A 21604-nucleotide genomic window follows, 5' to 3' on the forward strand; every position below is an offset into this window, starting at 1 on the left:
CGGTCAGCGATCCCGCAGGGCGAGGCCGGGATACAGCAGCAGCAATCCGGAGGTGTCGAAGGTGAGCTCGCACGCGACCCCGAAGGTCGACGACTCGTAGTGGAAGGCCAGCGGTGCGTCGTCGGCGCTGGTGAGCGTGTACTCCTGTTCCATCCGCTCGATCCGGAGGTCCTCGGCGCGTACGAAGGCAGCCGGGACCTGCACCGGTTCACCCGGCGCAAACCGGATCCGGTGCACGGGGAGGGTGTTGGTGGCGCTGGACGACTCGAAATCGACGTCGACACATCCGTCGAGGTCTGCCCGGGGGTGGCCGTCGACCTCCCAGTGGCCGTCGGCGGCTCGATGGATCGAGACGCGCCGCTCGCCGCGCATGGTCGAGTTGCTCGCGTCCACCCGCCGGGTCTGCCAGCGCCGGTCGGCTTCGATCCGGTAGGCCACCGACCAGGCCGACCCCGATTCCACCGCCGTCGTGCTGCCGCGCAGCTGGATGCCCGAGGGCAAGGTCGTCGGGAACATGACCTCGTACCCGCACTGCAGGCCGCGGTGCCGCCAGCTCGCCTGCGCAGGCAGGGCGGTCAGCTGCATCTCAGGCCGGCGCGATCGCCGCGATGGCGCTCACTTCGATGAGGGCGCCCGGCACGCCCAGCCCGGCGACGCGGGCGGCGCTGACGAGCGGCGGGGCGCCGGCGCCGGCCAGTCGCGGTGCGATGGCGCCATAGGCGGCGCCGAGGTCGGCATCGGCCGCGATCAGCACCGTCCACTGCACGACGTCGGCGAGGGAGGCGCCCGCCGCTTCGAGGGCCACGCTCGCGTTGTCGATCGCACGGCGGGACTGCTCGGCGACATCGGCCGAGACCACGGCGCCGGTCTCGTCGACACCGTTCTGGCCGCCCAGGTACACCGTCGTCGCACCGGCCGGCACGATCGCGACATGGCTGAACGCCGGGCTGTGCACGAGCCCGTCGGGTTGCAAGCGGGTGATCTCCATGGCGGCTCCTTCGCCTCGAGGCCCCGGAAGCGACGTCCGGGGCGCGCTGTCGCGAGCCAACCTACACGAGGGCCCGCGAGTGCGCTCCGGGCTCGATAGAAGGGTGAAAGCGAACGCTCGGTGAACTCGCAGGAAAATAACGATTAGATAACTGGCGTTCCGTTACCTCTTCGTTATATATTCGTAGTGCGTCAACCGTTTGCTGTGGCGGAAGACGCGAATGTGATTGCAGGACACTCTTGGTGCAAGGGAAGAGGGTCGGTCGTTTGCCTCTACGACCGGCCCTCAATCACGTTAACGGCCGGTAGAGGCGCGCGTCTGAAAGTGCCGTCTTCGTTGGTCGAGCTTGTCGAGACTTCGTGACGTAAGTGTGGGTAGAGACCGGTCGTCGGTCGAGCTTGTCGAGACCTCGTGACGTGCGTATGGGTCGCGGCCTCATCGTCTGCCGCTGGTCGCGAGGTCGTCTTGCGGGGTCTCGACAGGCTCGACCAGCGGGCGGGGTGCGTTCGGGAGGTCGTCTTGGGGGGTCTCGACAGGCTCGACCAGCGGGCGGGGTGCGTTCGGGAGGTCGTCTTGCGGGGTCTACTTCGACGAGCTCAGCGCGGCGTCCATACAGCGCGACCGACGGAGTGGTGGCGTTGGCGGGACCCGCGAGCGACTAGAAGCGGTCGGGGCTGGGGGTGCTGGCCTGGCGGATCGACACGTCGGCGTGACGGTCGAAGCGGTAGCCGACACCGCGCACGGTGCGCACGATGTCTTCGTAGCGGCCCAGCTTGGAGCGCAGGCGGCGCACGTGCACGTCGATGGTGCGCTCGTTGGGCGCATCCTCTTCGCTGTCCGCATCCCACAGCTTCGAGATCAGCTCGGCGCGCTCGATGGTGCGGCCTTCGCGCAGCACCAGGTACTGCAGCAGCTCGAACTCCTTGTAGGTGAGCGCGGCGGTCTCGTTGTCGAGGATCACACGCTTACGGGAGATGTCCACGACGACACCGCCGGGCGCGCGGTCCGCGTCATCGGCCGGGTTGCGGTGCTTGGCGAGGGCGGCCGGGTCCTGCAAGGCCAGGCGCACCACGTCGACGTCGCGTCCACCGACGCCGTCGGGAGCCAGGGCGACGGCGGCGTGGGTCTCGGCTGCCGGCGCGATCGCCTGGGTCAGCTTCTTGAGCTCCTCGACGATGCGGTGCAGGCTCGTGCCGGCGGCAGCGGCCTTTGCCTCATCGATGCCCACGTAGAGCACGAAGCCGCGGGCCTGGGTGCCGTCCGGCACGGCGCGGATGCGCGGGGCGGCCGGTGCGGGTGCAGGGGCGAGGGTGAGCTCGGGGCGGTAGGACTGGACGGAACGGGCTGAGTCGATGTGTGCGAGTGACATGGGAGGAATCCTTGAGTGTGATGATGCGAGTGACCCGGCGCTCTGCGCTCACGGGTTCGAGAAAGGGCGGCCCGACGGGCCGGTGATGCGGGCGGAGTGCCCGGGAGTCGAGTCTTCAGCGGCTATCGAAGCGGGTGAAGGGCGATCGGCTTGGCTGCGGTGTCAGTTGATTAGCGACACATTCGGCAACACGCCATCACGCTGCCGGGCATCATCATGCCGGCTGTGCCCAAAGCCTCGGGGGAGGTCGGGATGCGTGTGGAGGAAGTCATGTCTGTGAGTAAAGCCGACTGTGACGAGTTGTGTCAATTCAATGACGCAGATTACGCAGGAAGGCGTTGCAACACGTTCACGGGGCTTGCGCGAAATCGGAGGATCTCGCACAAAAGCCGATTCTGCAAAAGAAAACCCCTCCAAGCGGAGGGGTTTCAAAGTTTCATGAATATTTCCGGCACCGGCGTGGCGTCGGTCGCAGGATCTGCGGCGCCCGGGCACGCCGAATGTGACGGTGCCCGGAGCGGCCCCAGTTAGACCAGGCCGTACAGCCGGTCGCCGGCGTCGCCGAGGCCGGGAACGATGTACCCGTGCTCGTCGAGACGCTCATCGACCGCGCCGAGCACAATGGTGACCTCGCGGCCGGCCAGCGCCTCTTCGACGGCCGCGAGGCCCTCGGGGGCGGCCAGGATACAGATCGCCGTGACGTCGACGGCGCCGCGGGCGAAGAGGAACTCGATGGCGGCGATGAGCGACCCGCCGGTGGCCAGCATCGGGTCGAGCACGAAGCACTGACGGTCGGATAGGTCGTCGGGCAGCCGCTCGGCATACGTGGTGGGCTGCAGGGTCTCTTCATTGCGGGCCATGCCCAGGAAGCCGACCTCTGCGGTGGGGAGCAGCTTGACCATGCCCTCGAGCATGCCGAGGCCGGCCCGCAGGATGGGGACCACGAGCGGCTTCGGGTCGCTGATCTTCACACCGCGGGCGATCGCCACCGGCGTCTGCACGGTGACCTCTTCGACGCGCACGCCGCGGGTGCCCTCATAGGCCAGGAGGGTCATCAGCTCTTCCACCAGCGCCCGGAACATCGGCGACGAGGTGCTCTGATCACGCAGCACCGTGAGCTTGTGGGTGATGAGCGGATGGTCGGCTACGTGGACTCGCATAGGCTCAATCTACTAGCTCACAGGGCATCCGGCTCTCGTGGAGCGGCCAGAAAGCGGTGGTGTGGTGCGGCACAGCGACGAACACACCGCCTGGATGCGGCTGGCCCTGCACGAGGCGCACGGCGCGCTGGCCAGCGGGGACGTTCCGGTGGGCGCCGTGGTGTTGGATGCGGCCGGCCGGGTGATCGGGCGGGGCCGCAACGAGCGGGAGCTCCACCAGGACCCGACCCTGCACGCCGAGGTGGTGGCCATCCGCGAGGCCGCCGCGGCAACCGGGGACTGGCACCTCACCGGATGCATCCTCGTGGTGACCCTTGAACCCTGCGTGATGTGCGCGGGGGCGATCGTGGCCGCCCGGGTGCCGCTGGTGGTGTTCGGCGCCTGGGACGAGAAGGCCGGCGCCGCCGGGTCGCTCTACGACGTGCTGCGCGACCGCCGGCTCAACCACCGGGTGGAGGTCGTCTCCGGGGTGGAGGAGGCCGAGTGCGGCCGACTGCTCAGGGAGTTCTTCGAGGACCCGCAGCGTCGGCCGGCAGGGCCGCCAGCCACTCGCTGAAGAGGGCGCGGGAGGCGGTCTGCATCGCGTCGGAGTGCTCGGCGCGTTCCTGGCGCAGCGCGTCGGGGTTGAGGCCCTCCGCGCGCACCTCGGCCTCCGAGGAGGCCAGCCAGGTCTCGTGCATCTCCGCGGTCACCTCGGGGTGGAACTGCACCGCCAGGGCCCAGTCCTCGATCGCGAATGCCTCATTGCCGTAGGCGGAGGAGCCGGCCAGTCGGGTGGTGCCCGCCGGCAGGTCGAACGTGTCGCTGTGCCACTGCATCATCGGGATGCCGCTGACGTGGCGCATCGGCCCGGCCATTCCGGCCGCGGTGGGCTCGACCAGGCGGAAGCCGATCTCGTTGCTGGCGCCCCGGTAGACCGGCGAGCCGAGGGCGCTGGCCATCAGCTGGGCGCCCAGGCACACCGCGAAAACGGGCCGGCGGGCTTCGAGCCGGCCGGCGAGCAGGTCGATCTCGTCGCTGAGCACCGGGTAGTCGTCGGTCTCGTAGGCGCCCATGTCGCCGCCGAGCACCACGAGCAGGTCGGCCTCGGCCGGGTCGATGCCCTGCACACCGTCGGCGCCGAGGGTGTCGACGTACCTGACCGTGTAGTCATGGTCGAGCAGCACCTGCTCGAGGTTGCCGAGATGGATCTCGTCGGAGTGCCGCAGCACCAGGGCGATCCGGGTCACGCGGTCACTCCAGTCCCTTGATGACGATCGCGTCGGTCGGCGGGCTCACCGTGGCGGGGTCGATGTAGACGTCGGGCTCGAGGTAGATCACCCGGGCGCTGGACACTGCCGCCCGGATGCGCTCTTCGATGGTGTCGATGCCGGCGGCCACATCGGAAAAGCGCAGGCCGGAGTCGAAGGCCAGCTTCGCGGCGACGAGCAGTTCGTCCGGGCCCAGGTAGAGGGTCTTGAGGTGGATCAGGGTCTTGGTCTCGGTGCCGGCCAGGATGGCGGCCTTGATGGCCTCGACATCCTTGACGTTGGCGCCCTCGCCCACGAGCAGGCTCTTGGTCTCCATGCCCAGCACGATGGCGACGAGCACCAGCAGCACGCCGATCGCGAGCGTGCCGATCGCGTCCCAGGTGGCGTCCCCGGTGATCACGGTGAGGCCGACGCCGAGCAGGGCCAGGACCAGGCCGGTCAAGGCGGCAACGTCTTCGAGCAGCACCACGGGGAGCTCGGGGGCCTTGGCGTGGCGGATGAACTTCACCCAGCTCTCGCCGTTGCGGGTGTGGTTCGACTCCTTCACCGCGGTGCGCAGCGAGAAGGATTCCAGGCCGATGGCGATGACCAGCACCAGGATCGGCAGCCAGGCGTTCTCGAGTTCGTGCGGGTGCCGGAGCTTCTCGATGCCCTCGTAGATCGAGAACACGCCACCGACCGAGAACAGGATGATCGAGACCACGAACGCGTAGACGTACCGCTCGCGGCCGTAGCCGAATGGATGGTCGGTGTCGGCGGCCTTCTTGGACTTGCGCCCGCCGATCAGCAGCAGGATCTGGTTGCCGGAGTCGGCGAGGGAGTGCACGCCCTCCGCGAGCATCGACGAGGACCCGGATACGAACCATGCGATGAACTTGGTAACCGCGATACCGAGGTTGGCGAGCAGCGCCGCCACAATCGCCTTGTTTCCGCCTGATGCGCTCATGCGACCAATCCTAGAACGGTCTCCGGCGCGGGCAGGCCAGGTTTCTCCCGCCCCGGAAGGGCGCGAAAACTACACTGGGAGCATGACTTCGACCGAACCCGTCACCCTGCCCACCATCGCCTTCCTGGGGGCCGGTTCGATGGCCAGGGCCGTCCTGGCCGGGCTGCTCAAGCCCGGGGTCACGGTGCAGGGCGGCATCCGCGCCACCAACCGCTCGGCGGCCAAGGCGGCCGAACTCGCCGGCACCGACGGGGTCACCGCGTGGGCGACCGAGACCGAGCCGAACGCCAACCGCCTCGCCGTGGCCGGCGCCGGCATCGTGATCGTGGCCGTGAAGCCCGCCATGGTGCCCGACCTGCTCGCCGAGATCGCCGACAGCCTGGAACCCGGCACCCTGGTCGTGAGCGTGGCGGCCGGCGTGACCATCGCCACCTTCGAAAAGCACCTGCCCGCCGCAGTGGCCGTGATCCGGTCGATGCCGAATACCCCCGCCGTGGTCGGCATGGCCGTCACCGGGCTCAGCGCCGGGACCCGGTCGACCGACGCGCAGATGGAGCTGGCGACAGCGCTGTTCGAGACCGTGGGCGAGGTGCTGGTGGTGCCGGAGGACAAGATCGACGCCCTGAGCACCATCTCCGGGTCCGGTCCGGCCTACGTGTTCTACCTCATCGAGCAGCTCACCCTCGCCGCCATCGACAAGGGCTTCACCCCGGAGGAGGCGGCGACCATGGTCAACGGCACCTTCCTCGGAGCCAGCGCCCTGCTGGCCGTCTCGGACCTCACCCCGAGCGAACTGCGCCGCCAGGTGACGAGCCCCAAGGGCACCACCGAACGGGCCGTGCAGCAGCTGGAGACCGGTGGCATCAAGGAGCTGTTCGACCGGGCAACGGATGCCGCGCTCGCACGGGCGCGGGAACTCGCCGCGTCCTAGACGCCGCGAGGGCTAGGAGCCGAGGGCCGCGAAACGTTCGATGTCGCCCTCGGTGCCGGCCACGATAATCAGGTCGTGGTCGGAGACGACGGTCTCGGCCGTGGCGTAGGAGAACGGCCGGCCGGGGCTCTTCACGCCCACGACGGTCACGTGGTGCTTGGTGCGTACGCCGGATTCGGTGAGGTTCAGGCCACGGATCGGCTTGGGCGGGTACATCTTCACCAGCGCGAAGTCGTCGTCGAACTCGATGAAGTCCAGCATCCGCCCGGAGACGAGGTGGGCGACGCGCTCGCCGGAGTCGGCCTCGGGGTAGATCACGTGGTTGGCGCCGATGCGTTCGAGGATCTTGCCGTGCGTCTGCGAGATGGCCTTGGCCCAGATCTGCGGGATCTTGAGGTCGACGAGGTTCGCGACGATGAGCACGCTGGCCTCGACGGAAGACCCGACCGCGCAGACGGCGACCGAGAAGTCCTGCGCGCCGATCTGGCGCAGCGCGTCGATCGACTTCGCGTCGGCCTGCACGGCATGGGTGATGCGCTCCGACCACTTCTGCACGAGGGCCTCGCTGCTGTCGACGGCGAGCACTTCGCGGCCGAGGCGGTCGAGCTTGCCGGCTGTCGCCGCGCCGAAGCGGCCGAGGCCGATGATGAGCACGGGAGCGTCGTGCTTGATCCGGTCAACCAACGATGGGCCTTTCCTCGGGGCGTTTGAACAACTGTCTGCTCTGGCTCGCTGCCAGCGCCGCCGCGAGTGTCACTGTACCAACCCGGCCCATGAACATCGTTGCCGCGAGGACGTACACGCCCTCAGGGGGCAGTTCTGCGGTCAGTCCGGTGGACAGGCCGACGGTGGCGAACGCGGAGATGACGTCGAACAGCACCAGGTCCAGTGACGACTTGGAGATGTGCAGGATGAGGATGCTGGACACCGCCACCGTGGTCGCACCCCACAGCACCACGCTGACCGCCAGGCGCAGGATGTCGCTGGGGATGCGGCGGCCGAAGGCCTCCATCTGCTCCTTGCCCTGGGCCTCGGCGAAGGCGGCCAGGAACAGCACGGCGAGGGTGGTGACCTTGATGCCACCGGCCGTGGAGGCCGAGCCGCCACCGATGAACATCAGCATGTCGCTGAGCAGCAGGCTCGAGCCGTGCAGGTCGGCGATGTCGATGGTGGCGAAACCGCCGGATCGGGTCATCACCGACATGAACAGGGATTGGAAGATGGTGTCGCCGGCGTTCAACGAGCCGAAGGTCTTCGGGTTGTCGAACTCCAGGATGATGTAGATGATCATGCCCAGGATCATCAGCAGGGTCGTCGTCCACAGGGTGAGCTTCACGTGCACGGACCACCGGCGGGGCGTGCGCCAGTGCCGGGCGAAGGTCATCAGCACCGGGAAGCCGAGGCTGCCGAGGAACACCCCTACCATGAGCGCCCCGAGGAACCAGTAGTCGTTGGCGAACTGGTCGATACCGGCGGCGTTCGGGCTGAACCCGGTGTTGGTGAAGGCCATGGCGGCGTAATAGACGCTCTGCCACAGTGCTTCGCCGAAGGGGACGCCGTCGATCAGCATCCGCGGGAACAGCAACGCGGTCACGGCGGCCTCGATGGCCAGGGTGCTGATCGCCACGGTGAGCAGCAGGCTGCCGACCTCGCCGAGGCGCACGGCCTGGCCCTCGTTGACCGGGCCCATGTGGATGCGCGACGGGTTCGAGTCGCTGGCGGCCATCAGCTTGGCGCGGAGGCCGAGCCGGCGGGAGATGACCAGGCCCATCAGGGAGGCCAGGGTCAGCACGCCGACACCGCCGATGTTGACGCCGACGACCACGAGCACATTGCCGAACGCCGACCAGTGCGTAGCCATGTCGACGGTGCTCAGGCCGGTGACGCAGATCACCGAGACCGCGGTGAACACTGCATCGTGCAGCGGGGTCTCGGTGTCGCCGGCGGAGGCGATCGGCAGGGAGAACAGGAGGGTGAAGACCAGGATCAGCGCGGTGAAGACGAGCAGGGCGAACCGGGAGGGCGACTTGCGCACCAAACCGTCGATGGTGTCCCGAACGCGCCCATACCAATTGTTGGAATGGTGCGTGAATCGTACGGTGGGGGCCTGCGTTTTCACTTGAATCCCCGAGACTGGCCGGTGGTCGCTGACAACTTGTCATAGTACCCGCACCGGGAATGACTACCCTTGGGGCATGGCAGACATCTTTGGCGTGGTGGCGGACTCGACCCGACGCGATATCTTACGCATTCTCCTCGAGCGCTACAACCAGTCCCACGCCACCAAGGGGGAACTGAGCGTCTCCGACATCGTCAGTTCGCTCGGACTGAGCCAGCCGACGGTCTCCAAGCACCTCAAGGTGCTGCGGGAGGCCGGACTGGTCGGCGTGCGTGAGGAAGGGCAGCACCGGTACTACCACCTGGACTACGCCCCCCTCGAGGAGATCGAGGACTGGCTGATCCCGTTCCTCAGCATCGACGTGGACACCACGACCACCGGGATCGACGACACGGAAGTCCTCAAGCAGGAGCAGCGCGCCTTCGCGGCCGCGATCGGCAAGGCCTTCGCCGACACGTCCTTCCAGATGTCGAACGTGGTCAAGGAATCCAGCGTGAAGAAGAGCGTGAAGAAGTGGCGCAAGAACGACTAGCGGCCACAACCGGTTCGCTCTAGAGTTGCGGCAGATTCACCGAACCGAGGGGGCCGCCTATGTCACGCGAGCTCTCCGACCCGCGGCTGGAGGATCTTCACTTCCTCACGGTTGCCGAAGTGGCGCTCATGATGCGGGTTTCCCGGATGACGGTGTACCGCCTCGTGCACGCCGGTGAACTGCCCGCTGTCCGGTTCGGACGGTCCTTCCGGGTACCGGAATCTGCCGTCCTGAAGGCGATCGAACCACCGATTGCGGGCAGTGCGTAGGACGGGACTTTCTTTTTCCGTTAGAATGGTGTTTTCGTGTCGGTCGCGAATCCCGCGGCTTAACCAAAACTTTGTGAGGTCCGTGTGGGTTCTGTAATCAAGAAGCGACGCAAGCGTATGGCGAAGAAGAAGCACCGCAAGCTGCTTCGTAAGACTCGCCACCAGCGTCGTAATAAGAAGTAGACGGTCTCGACCGTTTTTTGAAGCTGAGCGCTAGGTCTGTGACCTAGCGCTTTTTGCTTGCGCGCGCGGCCGTGGTCTTGGCTGCCCTGATCTGGGCGACCTTCATGTGCATGATCGGCCAGCCGCGCGCCAGCGCGTACCGGCGCAGGATCGTGTCCGGATTCACCGCGACGGGGTTGCCGACCAGTTCGAGCAACGGAATGTCGTTGTGCGAGTCGGAATACGCCCAGCAGTGGGCCAGATCGATGTCGCGTGCCCGGGCGAGGTCCCGAGCGACGACAGCCTTGCGGCTGCCGTGGCAGATGCCATCCGCTATCCGCCCCGTGAAGACCCCGTCGACGGTGTCAAGCCGGGTGCCGAGCGCGCCCGTGAGGTTCAGGCGCTCCGCGATCACATCGGCGACCTCCTGGGCCGACGCGGTGACCAGCCACACCTCCCGCCCGGCCTTCAGGTGGGCGTGCGCCACGGCCACGGTCTCCGGCCACAGCCGGTGAATGAGCCGGCTGTCGAAGATGTCGTGGCTGAGCGCGACGAGTTCGTCGCGGGTGTGGCCGGTGACGATTTCCATCGCCCGCGACCGCAGCCGGGCGATGTTGACGCCGGATTCGCCGACGGTGAGGAACCGGGTCTGATTCCAGCCGAAGGAGAGGATGTCCGACAGCGAGATGAACCGCATCCGCCAGGCGCCGACGCCCACGTGATACAGGCTGGCACCACGGAGCAGGGTGTTGTCCACGTCGAAGAACGCTATTGCGCGGGGGCCGGATTCTTCGGACATTGCGCCTGAGTCTAGTCAAGGTCACGATCGTGCCGCGGCCCTAGGCTGGGAGCATGGCCACCGCGACCCTCACCCTCATCGGCAAGCCGGGCTGCCACCTCTGCGACGACGCCAGGGCGGTGGTCACGACGGTGCTCGCCGACCTGGTTTCCGAGCCCGGGTCGCCGCGGGTGTCGCTGGAAGAGAAGTCGATTCTCGACGACGTCGAGCTGCACGAACTCCATGTCGAAGACATCCCGGTGCTGCTCATCAACGGGCGCGTCCACAACTACTGGCGCATCGACCCGGTGCGCCTGCGAACCGCTCTGATGGAGATCAAATGACGATTGTGCACATCGTGTCGTGGAAGCTGGCGGCCACCGACCCCGCCGAGAAGGCCGAGCACGCGGCCCAGATCGCGGCCCGGCTCGGTGCTCTCGTCGGCGTGATCGAAGAGATCCGTTCGCTGCGCATCGGCCCCGACGTGGTCGGCGGTGCCAACTGGGACATCGCGTTGGTCGCCGAATACGACGACGAGGCGGCGCTGGCCCGCTACCAGGTGCATCCGGCCCACGTCGAGGCGGGTGCCTACGTCAAGTCGGTCACCGCCGAGCGGATGGCCGTCGACTTCGTCGTCTGACCGGGGTGCAGCGGTGTGCCCGGACGCACGAAACGGCCGAGCATCTGCTCGGCCGTTCGTGTGCTGTGGGTGTTACTTGGTGTTGACGGTGATGGTGGCGATGCCGACGAGGAGCTGGTCGGCGATGGCGTCGGTCTTGAACGTGTCGTTCAGCAGGCCGGCGGCGTCGGCGGAGATGTGCACGGTGGTGCCGGTGAGGATGGCGTTGTCGCCGTCCATCTGGAGGGGCTTGAGGGTTCCGCCGTAGAGGTCGAAGAGCTTGACCTGGGTGGCGGCGGATTCGCCGTTGGCGGTGACGTCGCCGAAGAGTTCGGAGGTGCCGGGGTCGATGGTGAAGTTGGTCAGTTCGACGACGGTGTCGCCGGCGGTGAGGGAGAAGCCGGAGCCTTCGTGCTCGATGTTGCCCTGGACGTAGGGGCGGTAGTCCTCGGCCGGGTCGTAGTAGTCCACGTTGCCGCCGGTGATCGGGAAGTGCAGGCTGCCCTCTTCGAGGGTGGCGGTGCCGACGGTGCCGGGGGTCAGGCCCAGGCTGGTGAGGGCGGCGGCGAAGTCGGCGTCGAGGAGGACGGCGGTGTCGACGCCGGTGAGGCTGGGGATGGAGGCGACCGGGGTGGGGGTGGCCTCGGCGGAGCTGGAGGAGCTGGACGACGACGTCGAGGTCTCGGCTGCGGGGGTGGAGCAGGCGGCGAGGCCGGTGATGAGCAGGCCGGCGGTGGTGAGTCCGAGTGCGGTCTTGGTGAAGCTGCGCATGATGTTGTCCTTTGCTGTGGGGGAGTCCTGCGGGGTGTTGCTTGGTATGCAGGTGGTTCGGCCCCAGGCCAGAAAAGGTTTGGTCCTTTTCAAAAAAGTTCCGCATGCCGGCCAGAGCGGTGCCGTAACGTGCCTGCACGTCGCGCCCCCACGCTGGTCGAGCTTGTCGAGACCTGGTGAGGTGCGTGCGTGTCGTTCCCCCTCGTTGGTCGAGCTTGTCGAGGGGGCGTTGGCGGGATTGTCTGGCGGGGTCTCGACAGGCTCGACCGGCGGGGGTGGTTGGGCTGGCGAGGTTGGCTGGCCGGGTTAACGTAACGTCGCGCCTGTCCGAGGACAGGCGCGACGTGGGAAGCGGGATGCGGAGGTTACGGCTCCAGGCGGGTCGGGCCGCGGAACAGGTAGGTGACCTCGCGGATGGACGCCTGGTGCAGCATTAGCATCAGCACACGGGCCAGGCCCATGCCGAAACCACCGTGCGACGGCACGCCGTAACGGAAGAAGTCCAGGTATCCGGCGATTTCTGCCGGGTCGAGACCCTTCTCGATGGCCTGCTCGACGAGCACGTCGATGCGGTGCTCGCGCTGCGCACCGGTGGAGATCTCGGTGCCGTTGAAGATCAGGTCGTAGCTCTTGGTGACGCTCGCGTCGCCCTCGTGGCGCATGTGATAGAACGGGCGGATGCTCGACGCGTAGTCGGTGAGGAACACGAACTCGTGCCCGTAGGTCTCGGCGACGTACGCGGCGATCTGGCGCTCGCCCTCGGGGTCCATGTCGTCGTCGTCGCGGGGAACCTCGTAGCCGCGGCTCTTGACGATCTCCTTGGCCTCGGCCAGCGGGATGCGCGGGAACGGGGTGCTCGGAACGGTGACCTCGACGCCGAACAGCGCGAGAACCTCCTCGCCGTGCTTGGCCTTGACCGCGGTGAACGCAGCCACGAGCAGGTCTTCGTGCAGCTGCATGACGTCTTCGTGGCTGTCGATCCAGCTGATCTCCGAGTCGACGCTGGTGAATTCGGTGGCGTGGCGGCTGGTGAACGACGGGTCGGCCCGGAACGCCGGCCCCACCTCGAAGATCTTGCCGAAACCGGAGGACTGCGCCATCTGCTTGAAGAACTGCGGGCTCTGCGCCAGGTACGCCTTGCGCTCGAAGTACTCCACCTCGAACAGCTCGGCGCGGGACTCGCTCGCGCTGGCCATCAGCTTCGGGGTGTGCAGCTCGATGAAGTCGTTCTCGATCCAGTACGTGCGCAGCGCGTGCTCGAACGTGGTCTGGATGCGGAAGATGAGGTTGGCCTTGGGCTGGCGCAGGTCGAGGAAGCGCCAGTCCATGCGCTTGTCCAGGCTGGAGTCCGCCGCGATCGGGGTCTCCGGGATCGCCAGGGTGACGACCTCGAGGGACGCCAGCTTGATCTCGATGCCGCCGAGCTTGACGCGCTCGTCGTGCTTGAGCTGCCCGGTCACGGTGACGAAGCTGCCCTGGGACAGCGAGGAGATGGTGGTGGCCGGCTCGTCGTCGACAACGACTCCCTCGGCATCCGTGGTGCGTGGATTCACCAGCTGCACGGCGCCGGATTCGTCGCGCAGAACGACGAATTGCACCTTCTTCTGGTCTCGGACGGTTTCGACCCACCCGGACACGGAGACGAGACCGTCGTCGAGGGCAGCGAGGTTCTTAATCAGTACGCGAGCATTCACCCCCCAAGTTTAGCCGCACAGCTCTCGGCGAATTCGCGGGTGACCCCTCCGTAGACTGGACGACGTGGTAGCTAGCCAGGTACATCTCGTGCGTCACGGTGAGGTTTTCAACCCCCAGCACGTGCTTTACGGCAGACTTCCCGGCTTCCGGCTGTCCGATTTGGGCCGCCAGATGGCCGAGGCGGCTGCCGCAGACCTCGTCGAACGCGGACGCCCCGTCGTGCGCCTCATCGCGTCGCCGCTGCAGCGCACCCAGGAGTCGGCCGCACCCGTCGCAGCGGCCTTCGGCCTGCCCATCGACGTGGACGACCGCATCATCGAACCGGTCAACCGGTTCGAGGGCAAGCGGATGCGCGGCCCGGGCGGAGCGCTGCGCGACCCGCGCAACTGGCCCAGCCTCACCAACCCGGCCCGGCCCAGCTGGGGCGAACCGTTCCGCTCCATCTCCGGCCGGATGCTCGCCGCCATCGACGACGCCTTCCAGTCGGTGGACGACGGCGACGTTGTGCTGGTCAGCCATCAATTGCCGATCTGGATGGTGCACAGGGCCCTCGCCAACGAACGTCTGGCCCACGACCCGCGCAAGCGCCGCTGCGACCTGTCCAGCATCACCACGCTGTCCTGGCGCGGTGACGCGCCGGTCGAGGTCGCCTACTCGAGCCCCGCCGCCGCCCTCCTGGTGGCCGCCAACGACGTGGGGGCCGTGTGAACCGCCGACCGCGCCGGGTCCCGGCACTTCTCGCCGGCCTGTTCGTCTGCGCCCTGGCCCTGGCCGGCTGCACCAGCTCCGACGACCTGGCCAGGCAGTACACGGAGGGCAGCGGCAAGGGCTACATCGCCGGTGACGGCAGCGTCACCGAGATCGCCGCTGAGGACCGCGGCGAGCCCGTCGAGTTCGACGGCACCCTCGAAGACGGGTCGACGGTCAGCTCCGCCGATTATGCCGGCGAGGTCCTGGTGGTCAATTTCTGGTACGCCGCGTGTGCCCCCTGCCGCGCCGAGGCTCCAGACCTCAAGGAGATCAGCGAGGAATTCGCCGATCAGGGTGCCAGCTTCCTGGGCGTGAACGTGCGCGACCAGGCCGCCAGCGCCATCGCCTTCAACGACAGCTACGGCATCAGTTACCCCTCGGTGATGGATGTCGACGGTGGTGGGATGCAGCTCGCCTTCAGCGGCGACATTCCCCCGAACGCCGTGCCCACCACCCTGGTGCTCGACTCCTCCGGCCGGGTCGCCGCGCGCATCCTCGGCCAGGTCACCTCGCCGTCCATCCTGGAAACCCTGGTTAAAGACACGATTGCCGAGGACGGCTAGGCGTGGGCAATCCCTTCGGCGAGATCGTCTTCAGCGGGCAACTGTTCCTGGCGATCCCGATCGCGGTGCTGGCCGGGCTGGTCTCGTTCGCCTCGCCCTGCATCCTGCCGCTCGTGCCCGGTTACCTCGCCTACATTGGCGGGTTCGCCGACGGCAGCAGCGGCTCGAAACTCTCCGCGCGCCGGGGACGCAACCGGCTGCTGCTCGGCGTGGCCCTCTTCATCCTCGGCTTCACCCTGGTCTTCGTGCTCACCGGGGTGGTTTTCGGCTTCGCCGGTTTCTGGCTCAACCAGTACCGCGACCTGATCACCCGCATCGCCGGCGCGATCGTGATCCTGCTCGGCCTGGTGTTCGTCGGCCAGTTCGGGGCCATGCAGCGCACCATCAAAACCTCCTGGCGGCCACGGATGGGCTTGGCCGGAGCCCCGGTGCTCGGCGCGGTCTTCGCGGTCGGCTGGACCCCGTGCACCGGGCCCACCCTCACCGCCATCAACTCGCTCAGCCTGAGCACCGGCTCGCCCTGGCAGGGCGGCCTGCTGGCGCTGTTCTACGCACTCGGCCTTGGCATCCCGTTCCTGCTGATTGCCCTCGGCCTGAACTGGGCCACCGGGGCCGTAGCCTTTCTCAAGCGTCACATCCGGGCAATCAACCTGTTCGGCGGCGTGCTCCTGATCGTTATCGGGGTGCTCATGGTGAGCGGCGTGTGGAATGCCTGGCTCCTGAACCTGCAAGGGGTGATTGGCAGCTATGTCCCGGCCATCTGACCACATCGATTCCGCCCCGGCGCCCTCCGGCGACGGCATCACCCAGCCCAAGCTCGGCTTCGTCGGCACGCTGCGCTGGTTCTGGCGCCAGCTCACCAGCATGCGCACCGCGCTGTTCCTCTTGCTGCTGCTCGCGATCGCCGCGGTGCCCGGCTCGCTGGTGCCCCAGCGCAGCTCCGACCCGAACGGCGTCACCCAGTACTTCACCGACAACCCGGACCTCGCACCGATCCTCGACAAGGTTCAGGCGTTCGACGTGTACTCCTCGGCCTGGTTCTCCTCTATCTACCTGCTGCTGTTCATCTCGTTGATCGGCTGCGTCATCCCGCGCACCAAACACCACCTCCAGGCGCTGCGGGCCAAACCACCCAAGACCCCCGCCCGCCTCGGCCGGCTGGCCGGGTTCACCAGCCGCACGGCTCCCGCCGGCATGGATGCGGCCACCGCCGTCGCATCCGCCCGCACCCTGCTCAAGCAGGGCCGGTACCGGGTCGCCCTGTTCGACAGCCCGAAGGAGTTCTCGGTCTCGGCCGAGCGCGGCTATCTGCGTGAGACCGGCAACCTCGTCTTCCACTCCGCCCTGGTGGGCCTGCTCGTGGTCGTGGGCTTCGGCAGCGGCTTCGGTTTCAGCGGCCAGCGGGTGCTCGTGGAAGGCCAGACCTTCGTGAACACGCTGCTGGCCTACGACTCGTTCAACCCGGGCCGGTTCTTCAACGACACCGGCCTCGACCCGTACAAGCTCACCCTGGACGACTTCGAGGTGAGTTACGAGACCCAGAACCTGGAAGCGTTCGGCCAGCCGGTCGACTTCACCGCGGACGTCACCGTGACGCCGCGCGGCGGCGACGCCGACCCGGGCGCCGTGCGAGTCAACGACCCGCTGCGCACCGGCGGCACCAGCGTCTACCTGCTCGGCAACGGCTACGCGCCCACCATCACGGTGAAAGACCCGGACGGCACCGTCGTCTTCACCGACTCCGTGCCGTTCCTGCCGCAGGACGCCAACCTCACCTCGCTGGGCATCGTGAAGGTGCCGGACGGCCTGGCCGAGCAGGTGGGCCTGGTCGGCTTCTTCTACCCGACCCAGGACAAGACCAGCACCGGCTCATACTTCTCCAGCTTCCCCGACCTCGAATACCCGGTGCTCACCCTCAACGTGTACGCGGGCGACCTGGGGATCAACGATGGCGTGCCCACCTCGGTGTACGCCCTCGACACCGACACCATGGAGCCGCTGGCCACCCGCACCAGCGACATCAAACCGCTCGAACTCAAGCCCGGCGAGACCCAGGAACTGCCCAACGGGCTGGGCTCGGTCACCTTCGAGAACGCCACCCCGGACGCGGCAGAGGGCGACTACTCCGGTTCGGTGCTGCGATTCGCGTCGTTCGACATTCACCACGACCCCACCCAGGGCTGGGTGCTGCTGTTCGCCGTGCTCGTGCTCGGCGGGCTGCTCACCTCCCTGTTCGTGCCGCGCCGGCGCCTGTGGGTGAAGGCCATCGAGCAGCCGGATGGGACGGTGCGGCTGGAATACGCCGGCCTCGCCCGCGGCGAGGACCCGGCACTGGAGTCCGCGGTGACCGCCCTCGCCGACCGGCACACCGCCCTGCTGGAGCGAAACAGCCCGGTCGGTAAATCGACCGAACCCGCTTAGGCTGTAAAGCGTGAATCTGAACGAGCTCTCGATCCTCAGCCTGTACTCGGCCATGGCTGTGTACGCGCTGGCGTTCATCGCCTTCGCCATCGACCTGGCCAAGCGCAGCGCCGCCGCGGGTTCCGCGGATGCCGCCGCCTCCGCCGGGGACGCCTCCGCAGTGGCCGGCACGGCCGGGACCGGGGGAGGCACCGCCACGCTCACCCGGATCAGCGCGCGGATCGCGAACGACGCGGCCACCCCGTACGGCCGCTCGGCCAGCCTGCGGGTCGGCGTCTCGCTGACCATCCTCGCCTGGGGCCTGCACCTCGTGGCCGCCGTGCTGCGCGGCATCGCCGCCGACCGGGTGCCGTGGGCGAACATGTACGAGTTCGCGATGACCGGCACGCTGCTCATCGTCACGGTGTACCTGATCGTGCTCACCCGCATCGACTTGCGCTTCCTGGGCACCTTCGTCACCGGGCTGATCCTGATCCTGCTCGGCATCGGTGCCCTGAAGTACTACGTCGAGGTCGCCCCGCTGCCGCCGGCGTTGCAGTCGGTGTGGCTGGTCATCCACGTGTTCGTGGCGTCGCTGGGCACCGGGTTCTTCGCGCTCGGGTTCGCGCTGTCGTTCGTGCAGCTGCTGCAGTCCCGCCGCGAGGAGCGCGTCGGATCCGACAAGCCCAGCCGGCTGCGGTTCCTCTCCACGCTGCCGTCAGCATTCACCCTGGAGAACCTGGCCTACCGGGTCAACATCATCGGCTTCATCCTCTGGACGTTCACCCTCATGGCCGGTTCGGTCTGGGCGGAACGCGCCTGGGGCCGGTACTGGGGCTGGGACACCAAAGAGGTGTGGACCTTCATCATCTGGGTGATCTACGCCGGGTACATCCACGCGCGGGCCACCCGCGGCTGGCGCGGAACGCGCTCGGCCTGGCTGGCCATCGTCGGCTTCGCCGCCGTGATGTTCAACTTCGGCATCGTGAACGTCTTCTTCAAGGGCCTGCACGCCTACTCCGGCCTCTAACCCCCGCGTTTGGCGAGGCCGTCTCGCGGGGTCTCGACAAGCTCGACCGGCGAGTGGTTGCGTTCCGGGGTCGCCGTCGTGACGTCCGTGTGTGTAGTGCCCGATCGTTGGTCGAGCTTGTCGAGACCTCGCGACGTAAGTGTGTGTCGTTAGTCGGAGAGCAGAGCGTGCACGCGGGTGATGCGGGCGAGCCACCAGTCGCGGCGCTCCGCTGAGGCGGCGTAGCTGTCGAGCAGGTCAGCATCCGGCACCACCCGGCGCACCGGGATGCTGCCGTCAACCGGCAGCAGCGGCTCGCGGGTCACATCGGCGGCCAGCAGCGACGCCGTGGCGAGGCCGCAGTCGTAGTCCAGTTCTGGCAGCGCCGCCGCCAGGAAGGCACCCATCGAGATTCCCACCGACGTGTCCAGGGCGCTGGAGACGATCAGCGGCAGGCCGGTCTCAGCCTGGATGGCGAGCACCGCGCGGATGCCGCCGAGCGGCTGCACCTTCACCACGAGGAGGTCGGCGGCGCCGGAACGCGACACCAGCAGGGGGTCCGATTCCTTGCGCACGCTCTCGTCCGCGGCGATCGGCAGGTCGAGGTAGTCGGTGCGGCGGCGGATCTCGGCGAGCTCCTCGATGGTCGCGCACGGCTGCTCAACGTACTCGAGGTCGAACTCGGCCAGGGCGTGAATGGCGTGTTCGGCCTCGTCGACGTTCCAGAGCCCGTTCGCGTCCACGCGGATGCGTCCCTCCGGGCCGAGGACCTTCCGCACCGCGCGCACCCGCTCCACGTCTTCGGACAGGGTCCGGCCGGGATCGGCGACCTTCACCTTGGCGGTGCGGCAGCCGGGGAACCTGGCCAGCAGCGCGGGCACCTCCGCCGCGTCGATGGCCGGAACTGTCGCGTTCACCGGCACCCGGTCGCGGAGCGTCGCCGGCGTCTCCTGCCAGCCGAATTCCAGCGCGGCCCGCAGCCACGCCGCGGCCTCCTCGTCGGCGTACTCCACGAACGGGGAGAACTCCGTCCAACCGGCGGGACCCTCGATCAGCACGGCTTCACGGCTGGTGAGCCCGCGAAACCGGGTGACAAGAGGAAGGTCGACCACGCGGGCGGTGGCGAGCACGTCGTGCAGTGAGGGGAGCATGGCTCTAGTGTGCCAGCATCCGGGTCCGGCGCCCGGCGCGGGAAATCCCTGGATGCCTGGTCATTCGGTGGAATCGGCGATAAAGGTTTCTTCGTCGGTCAGGACCACATCGGGGCCGTTCGGCTGCACGTCGACGACGGCGATCGCGGTGCCGGAAGAAATCAGCAGATAGGCATCCTGGTAGCGGCCGGCCCCGCTGTTCACCCGCAACCAGGCCGGCACGCCGGAGGTGACAGCGTCGGTGATCTCGGCGCGCAACGACTCGACGGTGCGATCACCCAGTGTGTACGGCTTGCCGCCGTAGACGATGTCGATGCGGTTCACGAGTCATCCTTCACGATTGACGTGGTGCCCAGCCGGTGCGGTTCCGGCACGATCTGCAGCCCCCCGGATGAGTTGGCGGTGAGCATCAGGGCTTCGATCCAGTCCCGGTTCAGGCTGGGCGAACGACCCCCGAAGTACTTGTAGGCCAGCGGGATGCTCGGATGCATCCAGATCGTGCTGCGGCCGTCACCACCTTGGGGGTCGTCTCGCCAGGTGAAGTAGAACGCCTCGCCCCGGCGTAGTTTCGCGCCGATGACCACCTGGATATGCGCGAGGACGCGATCATCGAAGTCCGCCGTGAGGCTGGAGTCGTACGTCAGCTTGCCCATTGCACCGCTCCGTTAGTTGGGTTAGCTGTCACGCTACGCCGATTTCTACTTTTAGTCCCTGAGATAGCGTTCGAGTCGTGGCACCTTTAGGAGGGCCAAGGCCCGCTTTTCGATCTGACGCACTCTCTCCCGGGTGACGCCCTGAATCACGGCGATCTGGTCGAGGGTGCGCGGTTCATCCCCGGTGAGGCCGAAGCGGGCGGTGAGGATGGAGCGTTCCCGGTCGGGTAGCGCGTCCAGGTAGAAGGTGATGTCCGCGGCGCGCAGGGTGATGGTGGCGCATTCGTCGGGCTGCGGCAGGTCGTCGTCGATGATCAGCTCGGCGATGTCGCCGATGCCGTCGCCGACGGGGGCGTGCAGTGAGATGGGTTCGTTGTCGTACTGCAGCAGGCGGGAGACGTCGCGGACCGCGATCTGCGACAGCTCGGCGATCTCCTTGAGGGTCGGCTCCCGGTCGAGGGTGCTGGTGAGGTCACGGCGGATGCGCTTGATCTTGTTGAGCTTCTCGGCGGTGTGCACCGGGATGCGGATCATGCGCGACTTGTCGGCCATGCCGCGGTGGATCGCCTGACGGATCCACCAGGTGGCGTAGGTGGAGAACTTGAAGCCGGTCATGAAGTCGTACTTCTCCACCGCCCTGACCAGGCCGATGTTGCCGTCCTGCACGAGGTCCATGATCGGCACTCCGCGGCCGGAGTAGTGCTTGGCGATGCTCACCACGAGGCGCAGGTTGGCCTCGATGAAGTGGTTCTTCGCGCGCCGGCCCTCGAAGACCAGTGTCATCAGTTCGCGCTTGAATTCGGGGCTGACGGGGTTGCCGTCGGCCTCGGCGCGGTTGATCTTCTCCTCGGCGAAAAGGCCCACCTCGATCTTGCGGGCCAGGTCGACCTCGTCCTCGGCGGAGAGCAGCGGGCCCTTACCGATGCGGCGCAGGTAGTCGCCGAAGGCATCCGTGGACGCCCGGCTGTACCTCGAGGTGGCGGCGGCGCTGGCCGCCGCCGACGGGGTCAGCGGTTTGGAAGGCTCGGAAACCGGTCGTTCCGCGGTGTCCGGCTTCGCGGCGGCGCGGCTGGCCGTGGGGCGGCTGGTGGTGGTTCGGGTGTCATTGGTGTGGACGATGGTGCTCATGCGAGGACCCCCCGGGGGAGAAGACTGGCTGTGGCGCGGTCAAAGGAAGTGAAATACGCGCGTTCGCGCGGACGACCGAGGTTGGTGACCTCGAAGGCGGTGCCGACGATCTGAATGAATCCCAGGAGGGCGGTTGGGTCGTCCTGGTCGATGGCGTGGTCGGCGATTCGCCATTCGGTGGGGGAGATGGCCGTGATCTCGACGTCCGACGGATCGGGGCCGGCGAGGAGATCGGCAACCAACGTGGTGCCGGCGGGAATCTTGTAATGCTGGACACGGTGCTGGGGTTCGGCGCTGGTGACAGTTGCGTGTTCGGGTAACGCTGTGTCGGGTGCCGAGGGGCTGCTGTGAAACATGACCA

The 21604-nt window shown here is 67.5% G+C and carries 28 protein-coding genes; 12 read left to right on the forward strand and 16 right to left on the reverse strand.

Features of this window, described 5'->3' with window-relative positions:
• Nucleotides 1-3: 3 nt before the first annotated feature.
• The 4 genes from ACU5E9_RS14490 to upp form a co-directional block, all read right to left on the reverse strand.
• On the reverse strand, nucleotides 4-585 hold the full coding sequence (locus tag ACU5E9_RS14490) for a putative glycolipid-binding domain-containing protein (RefSeq protein ID WP_456810610.1): 582 nt from the start codon (nucleotides 583-585) through the stop codon (nucleotides 4-6).
• Nucleotide 586: 1 nt separating this feature from the next.
• Entirely contained in the window at nucleotides 587-988 is a 402-nt protein-coding gene (locus ACU5E9_RS14495; protein WP_456810611.1) for a RidA family protein, read from the reverse strand.
• 658 nt (nucleotides 989-1646) lie between these two features.
• The gene (locus tag ACU5E9_RS14500; RefSeq protein ID WP_456810612.1) at nucleotides 1647-2357 is read right to left on the reverse strand and encodes a winged helix-turn-helix domain-containing protein; all 711 of its coding nucleotides are present in this window, start codon (nucleotides 2355-2357) and stop codon (nucleotides 1647-1649) included.
• 527 nt (nucleotides 2358-2884) lie between these two features.
• Complete coding sequence (gene upp / locus ACU5E9_RS14505) at nucleotides 2885-3517, reverse strand: uracil phosphoribosyltransferase (protein ID WP_456810613.1); 633 nt, start codon at nucleotides 3515-3517, stop codon at nucleotides 2885-2887.
• Between the two features lie 37 nt (nucleotides 3518-3554).
• Here upp and tadA point away from each other — a divergent pair, with 37 nt between their 5' ends.
• Entirely contained in the window at nucleotides 3555-4073 is a 519-nt protein-coding gene (tadA, locus tag ACU5E9_RS14510) for a tRNA adenosine(34) deaminase TadA (RefSeq protein ID WP_456810614.1), read from the forward strand.
• On the opposite strand, the gene ACU5E9_RS14515 is transcribed toward tadA, so the two are convergent.
• Together ACU5E9_RS14515 and ACU5E9_RS14520 are read right to left on the reverse strand one after the other, a co-directional pair.
• Nucleotides 4015-4746: a glutamine amidotransferase-related protein gene (locus ACU5E9_RS14515; protein ID WP_456810615.1), complete on the reverse strand. Its 732-nt coding sequence runs from the start codon at nucleotides 4744-4746 to the stop codon at nucleotides 4015-4017. The two genes, tadA and ACU5E9_RS14515, sit on opposite strands and share 59 nt — an antisense overlap.
• Before the next feature lie 4 nt (nucleotides 4747-4750).
• Nucleotides 4751-5713, reverse strand: coding sequence for a cation diffusion facilitator family transporter (locus ACU5E9_RS14520; protein ID WP_456810616.1), 963 nt, complete (start codon nucleotides 5711-5713; stop codon nucleotides 4751-4753).
• Between the two features lie 82 nt (nucleotides 5714-5795).
• Between ACU5E9_RS14520 and proC the strand changes: the two genes are divergently transcribed.
• Nucleotides 5796-6644, forward strand: coding sequence for a pyrroline-5-carboxylate reductase (gene proC / locus ACU5E9_RS14525; protein WP_456810617.1), 849 nt, complete (start codon nucleotides 5796-5798; stop codon nucleotides 6642-6644).
• 12 nt (nucleotides 6645-6656) lie between these two features.
• Here proC and ACU5E9_RS14530 read toward each other — a convergent pair whose 3' ends face one another.
• Together ACU5E9_RS14530 and ACU5E9_RS14535 are read right to left on the reverse strand one after the other, a co-directional pair.
• Complete coding sequence (locus ACU5E9_RS14530; RefSeq protein WP_110126414.1) at nucleotides 6657-7328, reverse strand: potassium channel family protein; 672 nt, start codon at nucleotides 7326-7328, stop codon at nucleotides 6657-6659.
• Nucleotides 7321-8691: a TrkH family potassium uptake protein gene (locus tag ACU5E9_RS14535; protein ID WP_456813547.1), complete on the reverse strand. Its 1371-nt coding sequence runs from the start codon at nucleotides 8689-8691 to the stop codon at nucleotides 7321-7323. The genes ACU5E9_RS14530 and ACU5E9_RS14535 overlap by 8 nt, the downstream gene beginning before the upstream one ends.
• A 148-nt stretch (nucleotides 8692-8839) precedes the next feature.
• Between ACU5E9_RS14535 and ACU5E9_RS14540 the strand changes: the two genes are divergently transcribed.
• The 3 genes from ACU5E9_RS14540 to ACU5E9_RS14550 all read left to right on the forward strand — a co-directional run bounded on the left by ACU5E9_RS14540 (nucleotide 8840) and on the right by ACU5E9_RS14550 (nucleotide 9747).
• A complete protein-coding gene (locus ACU5E9_RS14540; RefSeq protein WP_456810618.1) occupies nucleotides 8840-9295 on the forward strand; it encodes an ArsR/SmtB family transcription factor in 456 nt (151 codons plus the stop codon).
• Nucleotides 9296-9354: 59 nt separating this feature from the next.
• Nucleotides 9355-9564 carry a helix-turn-helix domain-containing protein gene (locus ACU5E9_RS14545; RefSeq protein WP_456810619.1) on the forward strand — a complete coding sequence of 70 codons (210 nt, stop codon included), beginning with the start codon at nucleotides 9355-9357 and terminating at the stop codon, nucleotides 9562-9564.
• Between the two features lie 84 nt (nucleotides 9565-9648).
• Nucleotides 9649-9747: a 30S ribosomal protein bS22 gene (locus tag ACU5E9_RS14550; RefSeq protein WP_003792170.1), complete on the forward strand. Its 99-nt coding sequence runs from the start codon at nucleotides 9649-9651 to the stop codon at nucleotides 9745-9747.
• 43 nt (nucleotides 9748-9790) lie between these two features.
• Here the strand turns inward: ACU5E9_RS14550 and ACU5E9_RS14555 are convergent, their stop codons facing one another.
• Nucleotides 9791-10525, reverse strand: coding sequence for an HAD family hydrolase (locus ACU5E9_RS14555; RefSeq protein WP_456810620.1), 735 nt, complete (start codon nucleotides 10523-10525; stop codon nucleotides 9791-9793).
• 53 nt (nucleotides 10526-10578) lie between these two features.
• On the opposite strand from ACU5E9_RS14555, the gene ACU5E9_RS14560 reads away from it, so the two are divergent.
• Nucleotides 10579-10848, forward strand: a complete 270-nt coding sequence (locus ACU5E9_RS14560) for a glutaredoxin family protein (RefSeq protein ID WP_456810621.1) — start codon at nucleotides 10579-10581, stop codon at nucleotides 10846-10848.
• Nucleotides 10845-11144, forward strand: a complete 300-nt coding sequence (locus ACU5E9_RS14565) for a Dabb family protein (RefSeq protein WP_456810622.1) — start codon at nucleotides 10845-10847, stop codon at nucleotides 11142-11144. The genes ACU5E9_RS14560 and ACU5E9_RS14565 overlap by 4 nt, the downstream gene beginning before the upstream one ends.
• Before the next feature lie 72 nt (nucleotides 11145-11216).
• On the opposite strand, the gene ACU5E9_RS14570 is transcribed toward ACU5E9_RS14565, so the two are convergent.
• Nucleotides 11217-11894: a hypothetical protein gene (locus tag ACU5E9_RS14570; RefSeq protein ID WP_456810623.1), complete on the reverse strand. Its 678-nt coding sequence runs from the start codon at nucleotides 11892-11894 to the stop codon at nucleotides 11217-11219.
• 365 nt (nucleotides 11895-12259) lie between these two features.
• On the reverse strand, nucleotides 12260-13573 hold the full coding sequence (aspS, locus tag ACU5E9_RS14575; RefSeq protein ID WP_456813548.1) for an aspartate--tRNA(Asn) ligase: 1314 nt from the start codon (nucleotides 13571-13573) through the stop codon (nucleotides 12260-12262).
• Between the two features lie 79 nt (nucleotides 13574-13652).
• On the opposite strand from aspS, the gene ACU5E9_RS14580 reads away from it, so the two are divergent.
• From ACU5E9_RS14580 to ccsB, 5 genes are read left to right on the forward strand one after another with little or no spacing between them, the layout of a single operon-like run.
• Nucleotides 13653-14297 (forward strand): histidine phosphatase family protein, encoded by a 645-nt coding sequence (locus ACU5E9_RS14580; protein ID WP_456810624.1) that lies wholly within the window; start codon nucleotides 13653-13655, stop codon nucleotides 14295-14297.
• Nucleotides 14294-14902, forward strand: a complete 609-nt coding sequence (locus ACU5E9_RS14585; RefSeq protein WP_456810625.1) for a TlpA family protein disulfide reductase — start codon at nucleotides 14294-14296, stop codon at nucleotides 14900-14902. Before ACU5E9_RS14580 ends, ACU5E9_RS14585 begins: the two co-directional genes overlap by 4 nt.
• A 2-nt stretch (nucleotides 14903-14904) precedes the next feature.
• Complete coding sequence (locus tag ACU5E9_RS14590; protein ID WP_456810626.1) at nucleotides 14905-15666, forward strand: cytochrome c biogenesis CcdA family protein; 762 nt, start codon at nucleotides 14905-14907, stop codon at nucleotides 15664-15666.
• A complete protein-coding gene (resB, locus tag ACU5E9_RS14595; protein WP_456810627.1) occupies nucleotides 15650-17323 on the forward strand; it encodes a cytochrome c biogenesis protein ResB in 1674 nt (557 codons plus the stop codon). Before ACU5E9_RS14590 ends, resB begins: the two co-directional genes overlap by 17 nt.
• Nucleotides 17324-17375: 52 nt before the next feature.
• The gene (ccsB, locus tag ACU5E9_RS14600) at nucleotides 17376-18332 is read left to right on the forward strand and encodes a c-type cytochrome biogenesis protein CcsB (protein WP_456813549.1); all 957 of its coding nucleotides are present in this window, start codon (nucleotides 17376-17378) and stop codon (nucleotides 18330-18332) included.
• A 149-nt stretch (nucleotides 18333-18481) separates the two neighbouring features.
• Here ccsB and ACU5E9_RS14605 read toward each other — a convergent pair whose 3' ends face one another.
• From ACU5E9_RS14605 to ACU5E9_RS14625, 5 genes are read right to left on the reverse strand one after another with little or no spacing between them, the layout of a single operon-like run.
• Nucleotides 18482-19462, reverse strand: coding sequence for an o-succinylbenzoate synthase (locus ACU5E9_RS14605; RefSeq protein ID WP_456810628.1), 981 nt, complete (start codon nucleotides 19460-19462; stop codon nucleotides 18482-18484).
• A gap of 60 nt (nucleotides 19463-19522) precedes the next feature.
• Nucleotides 19523-19786, reverse strand: coding sequence for a hypothetical protein (locus ACU5E9_RS14610; RefSeq protein WP_456810629.1), 264 nt, complete (start codon nucleotides 19784-19786; stop codon nucleotides 19523-19525).
• Entirely contained in the window at nucleotides 19783-20115 is a 333-nt protein-coding gene (locus tag ACU5E9_RS14615) for a DUF7882 family protein (RefSeq protein WP_456810630.1), read from the reverse strand. The genes ACU5E9_RS14610 and ACU5E9_RS14615 overlap by 4 nt, the downstream gene beginning before the upstream one ends.
• 51 nt (nucleotides 20116-20166) lie before the next feature.
• Nucleotides 20167-21243 (reverse strand): sigma-70 family RNA polymerase sigma factor, encoded by a 1077-nt coding sequence (locus ACU5E9_RS14620; RefSeq protein ID WP_456810631.1) that lies wholly within the window; start codon nucleotides 21241-21243, stop codon nucleotides 20167-20169.
• A complete protein-coding gene (locus ACU5E9_RS14625) occupies nucleotides 21240-21599 on the reverse strand; it encodes a hypothetical protein (RefSeq protein WP_456810632.1) in 360 nt (119 codons plus the stop codon). Before ACU5E9_RS14625 ends, ACU5E9_RS14620 begins: the two co-directional genes overlap by 4 nt.
• Between the last annotated feature and the right edge of the window lie 5 nt (nucleotides 21600-21604).

This window comes from Cryobacterium sp. AP23, from assembly GCF_054075385.1.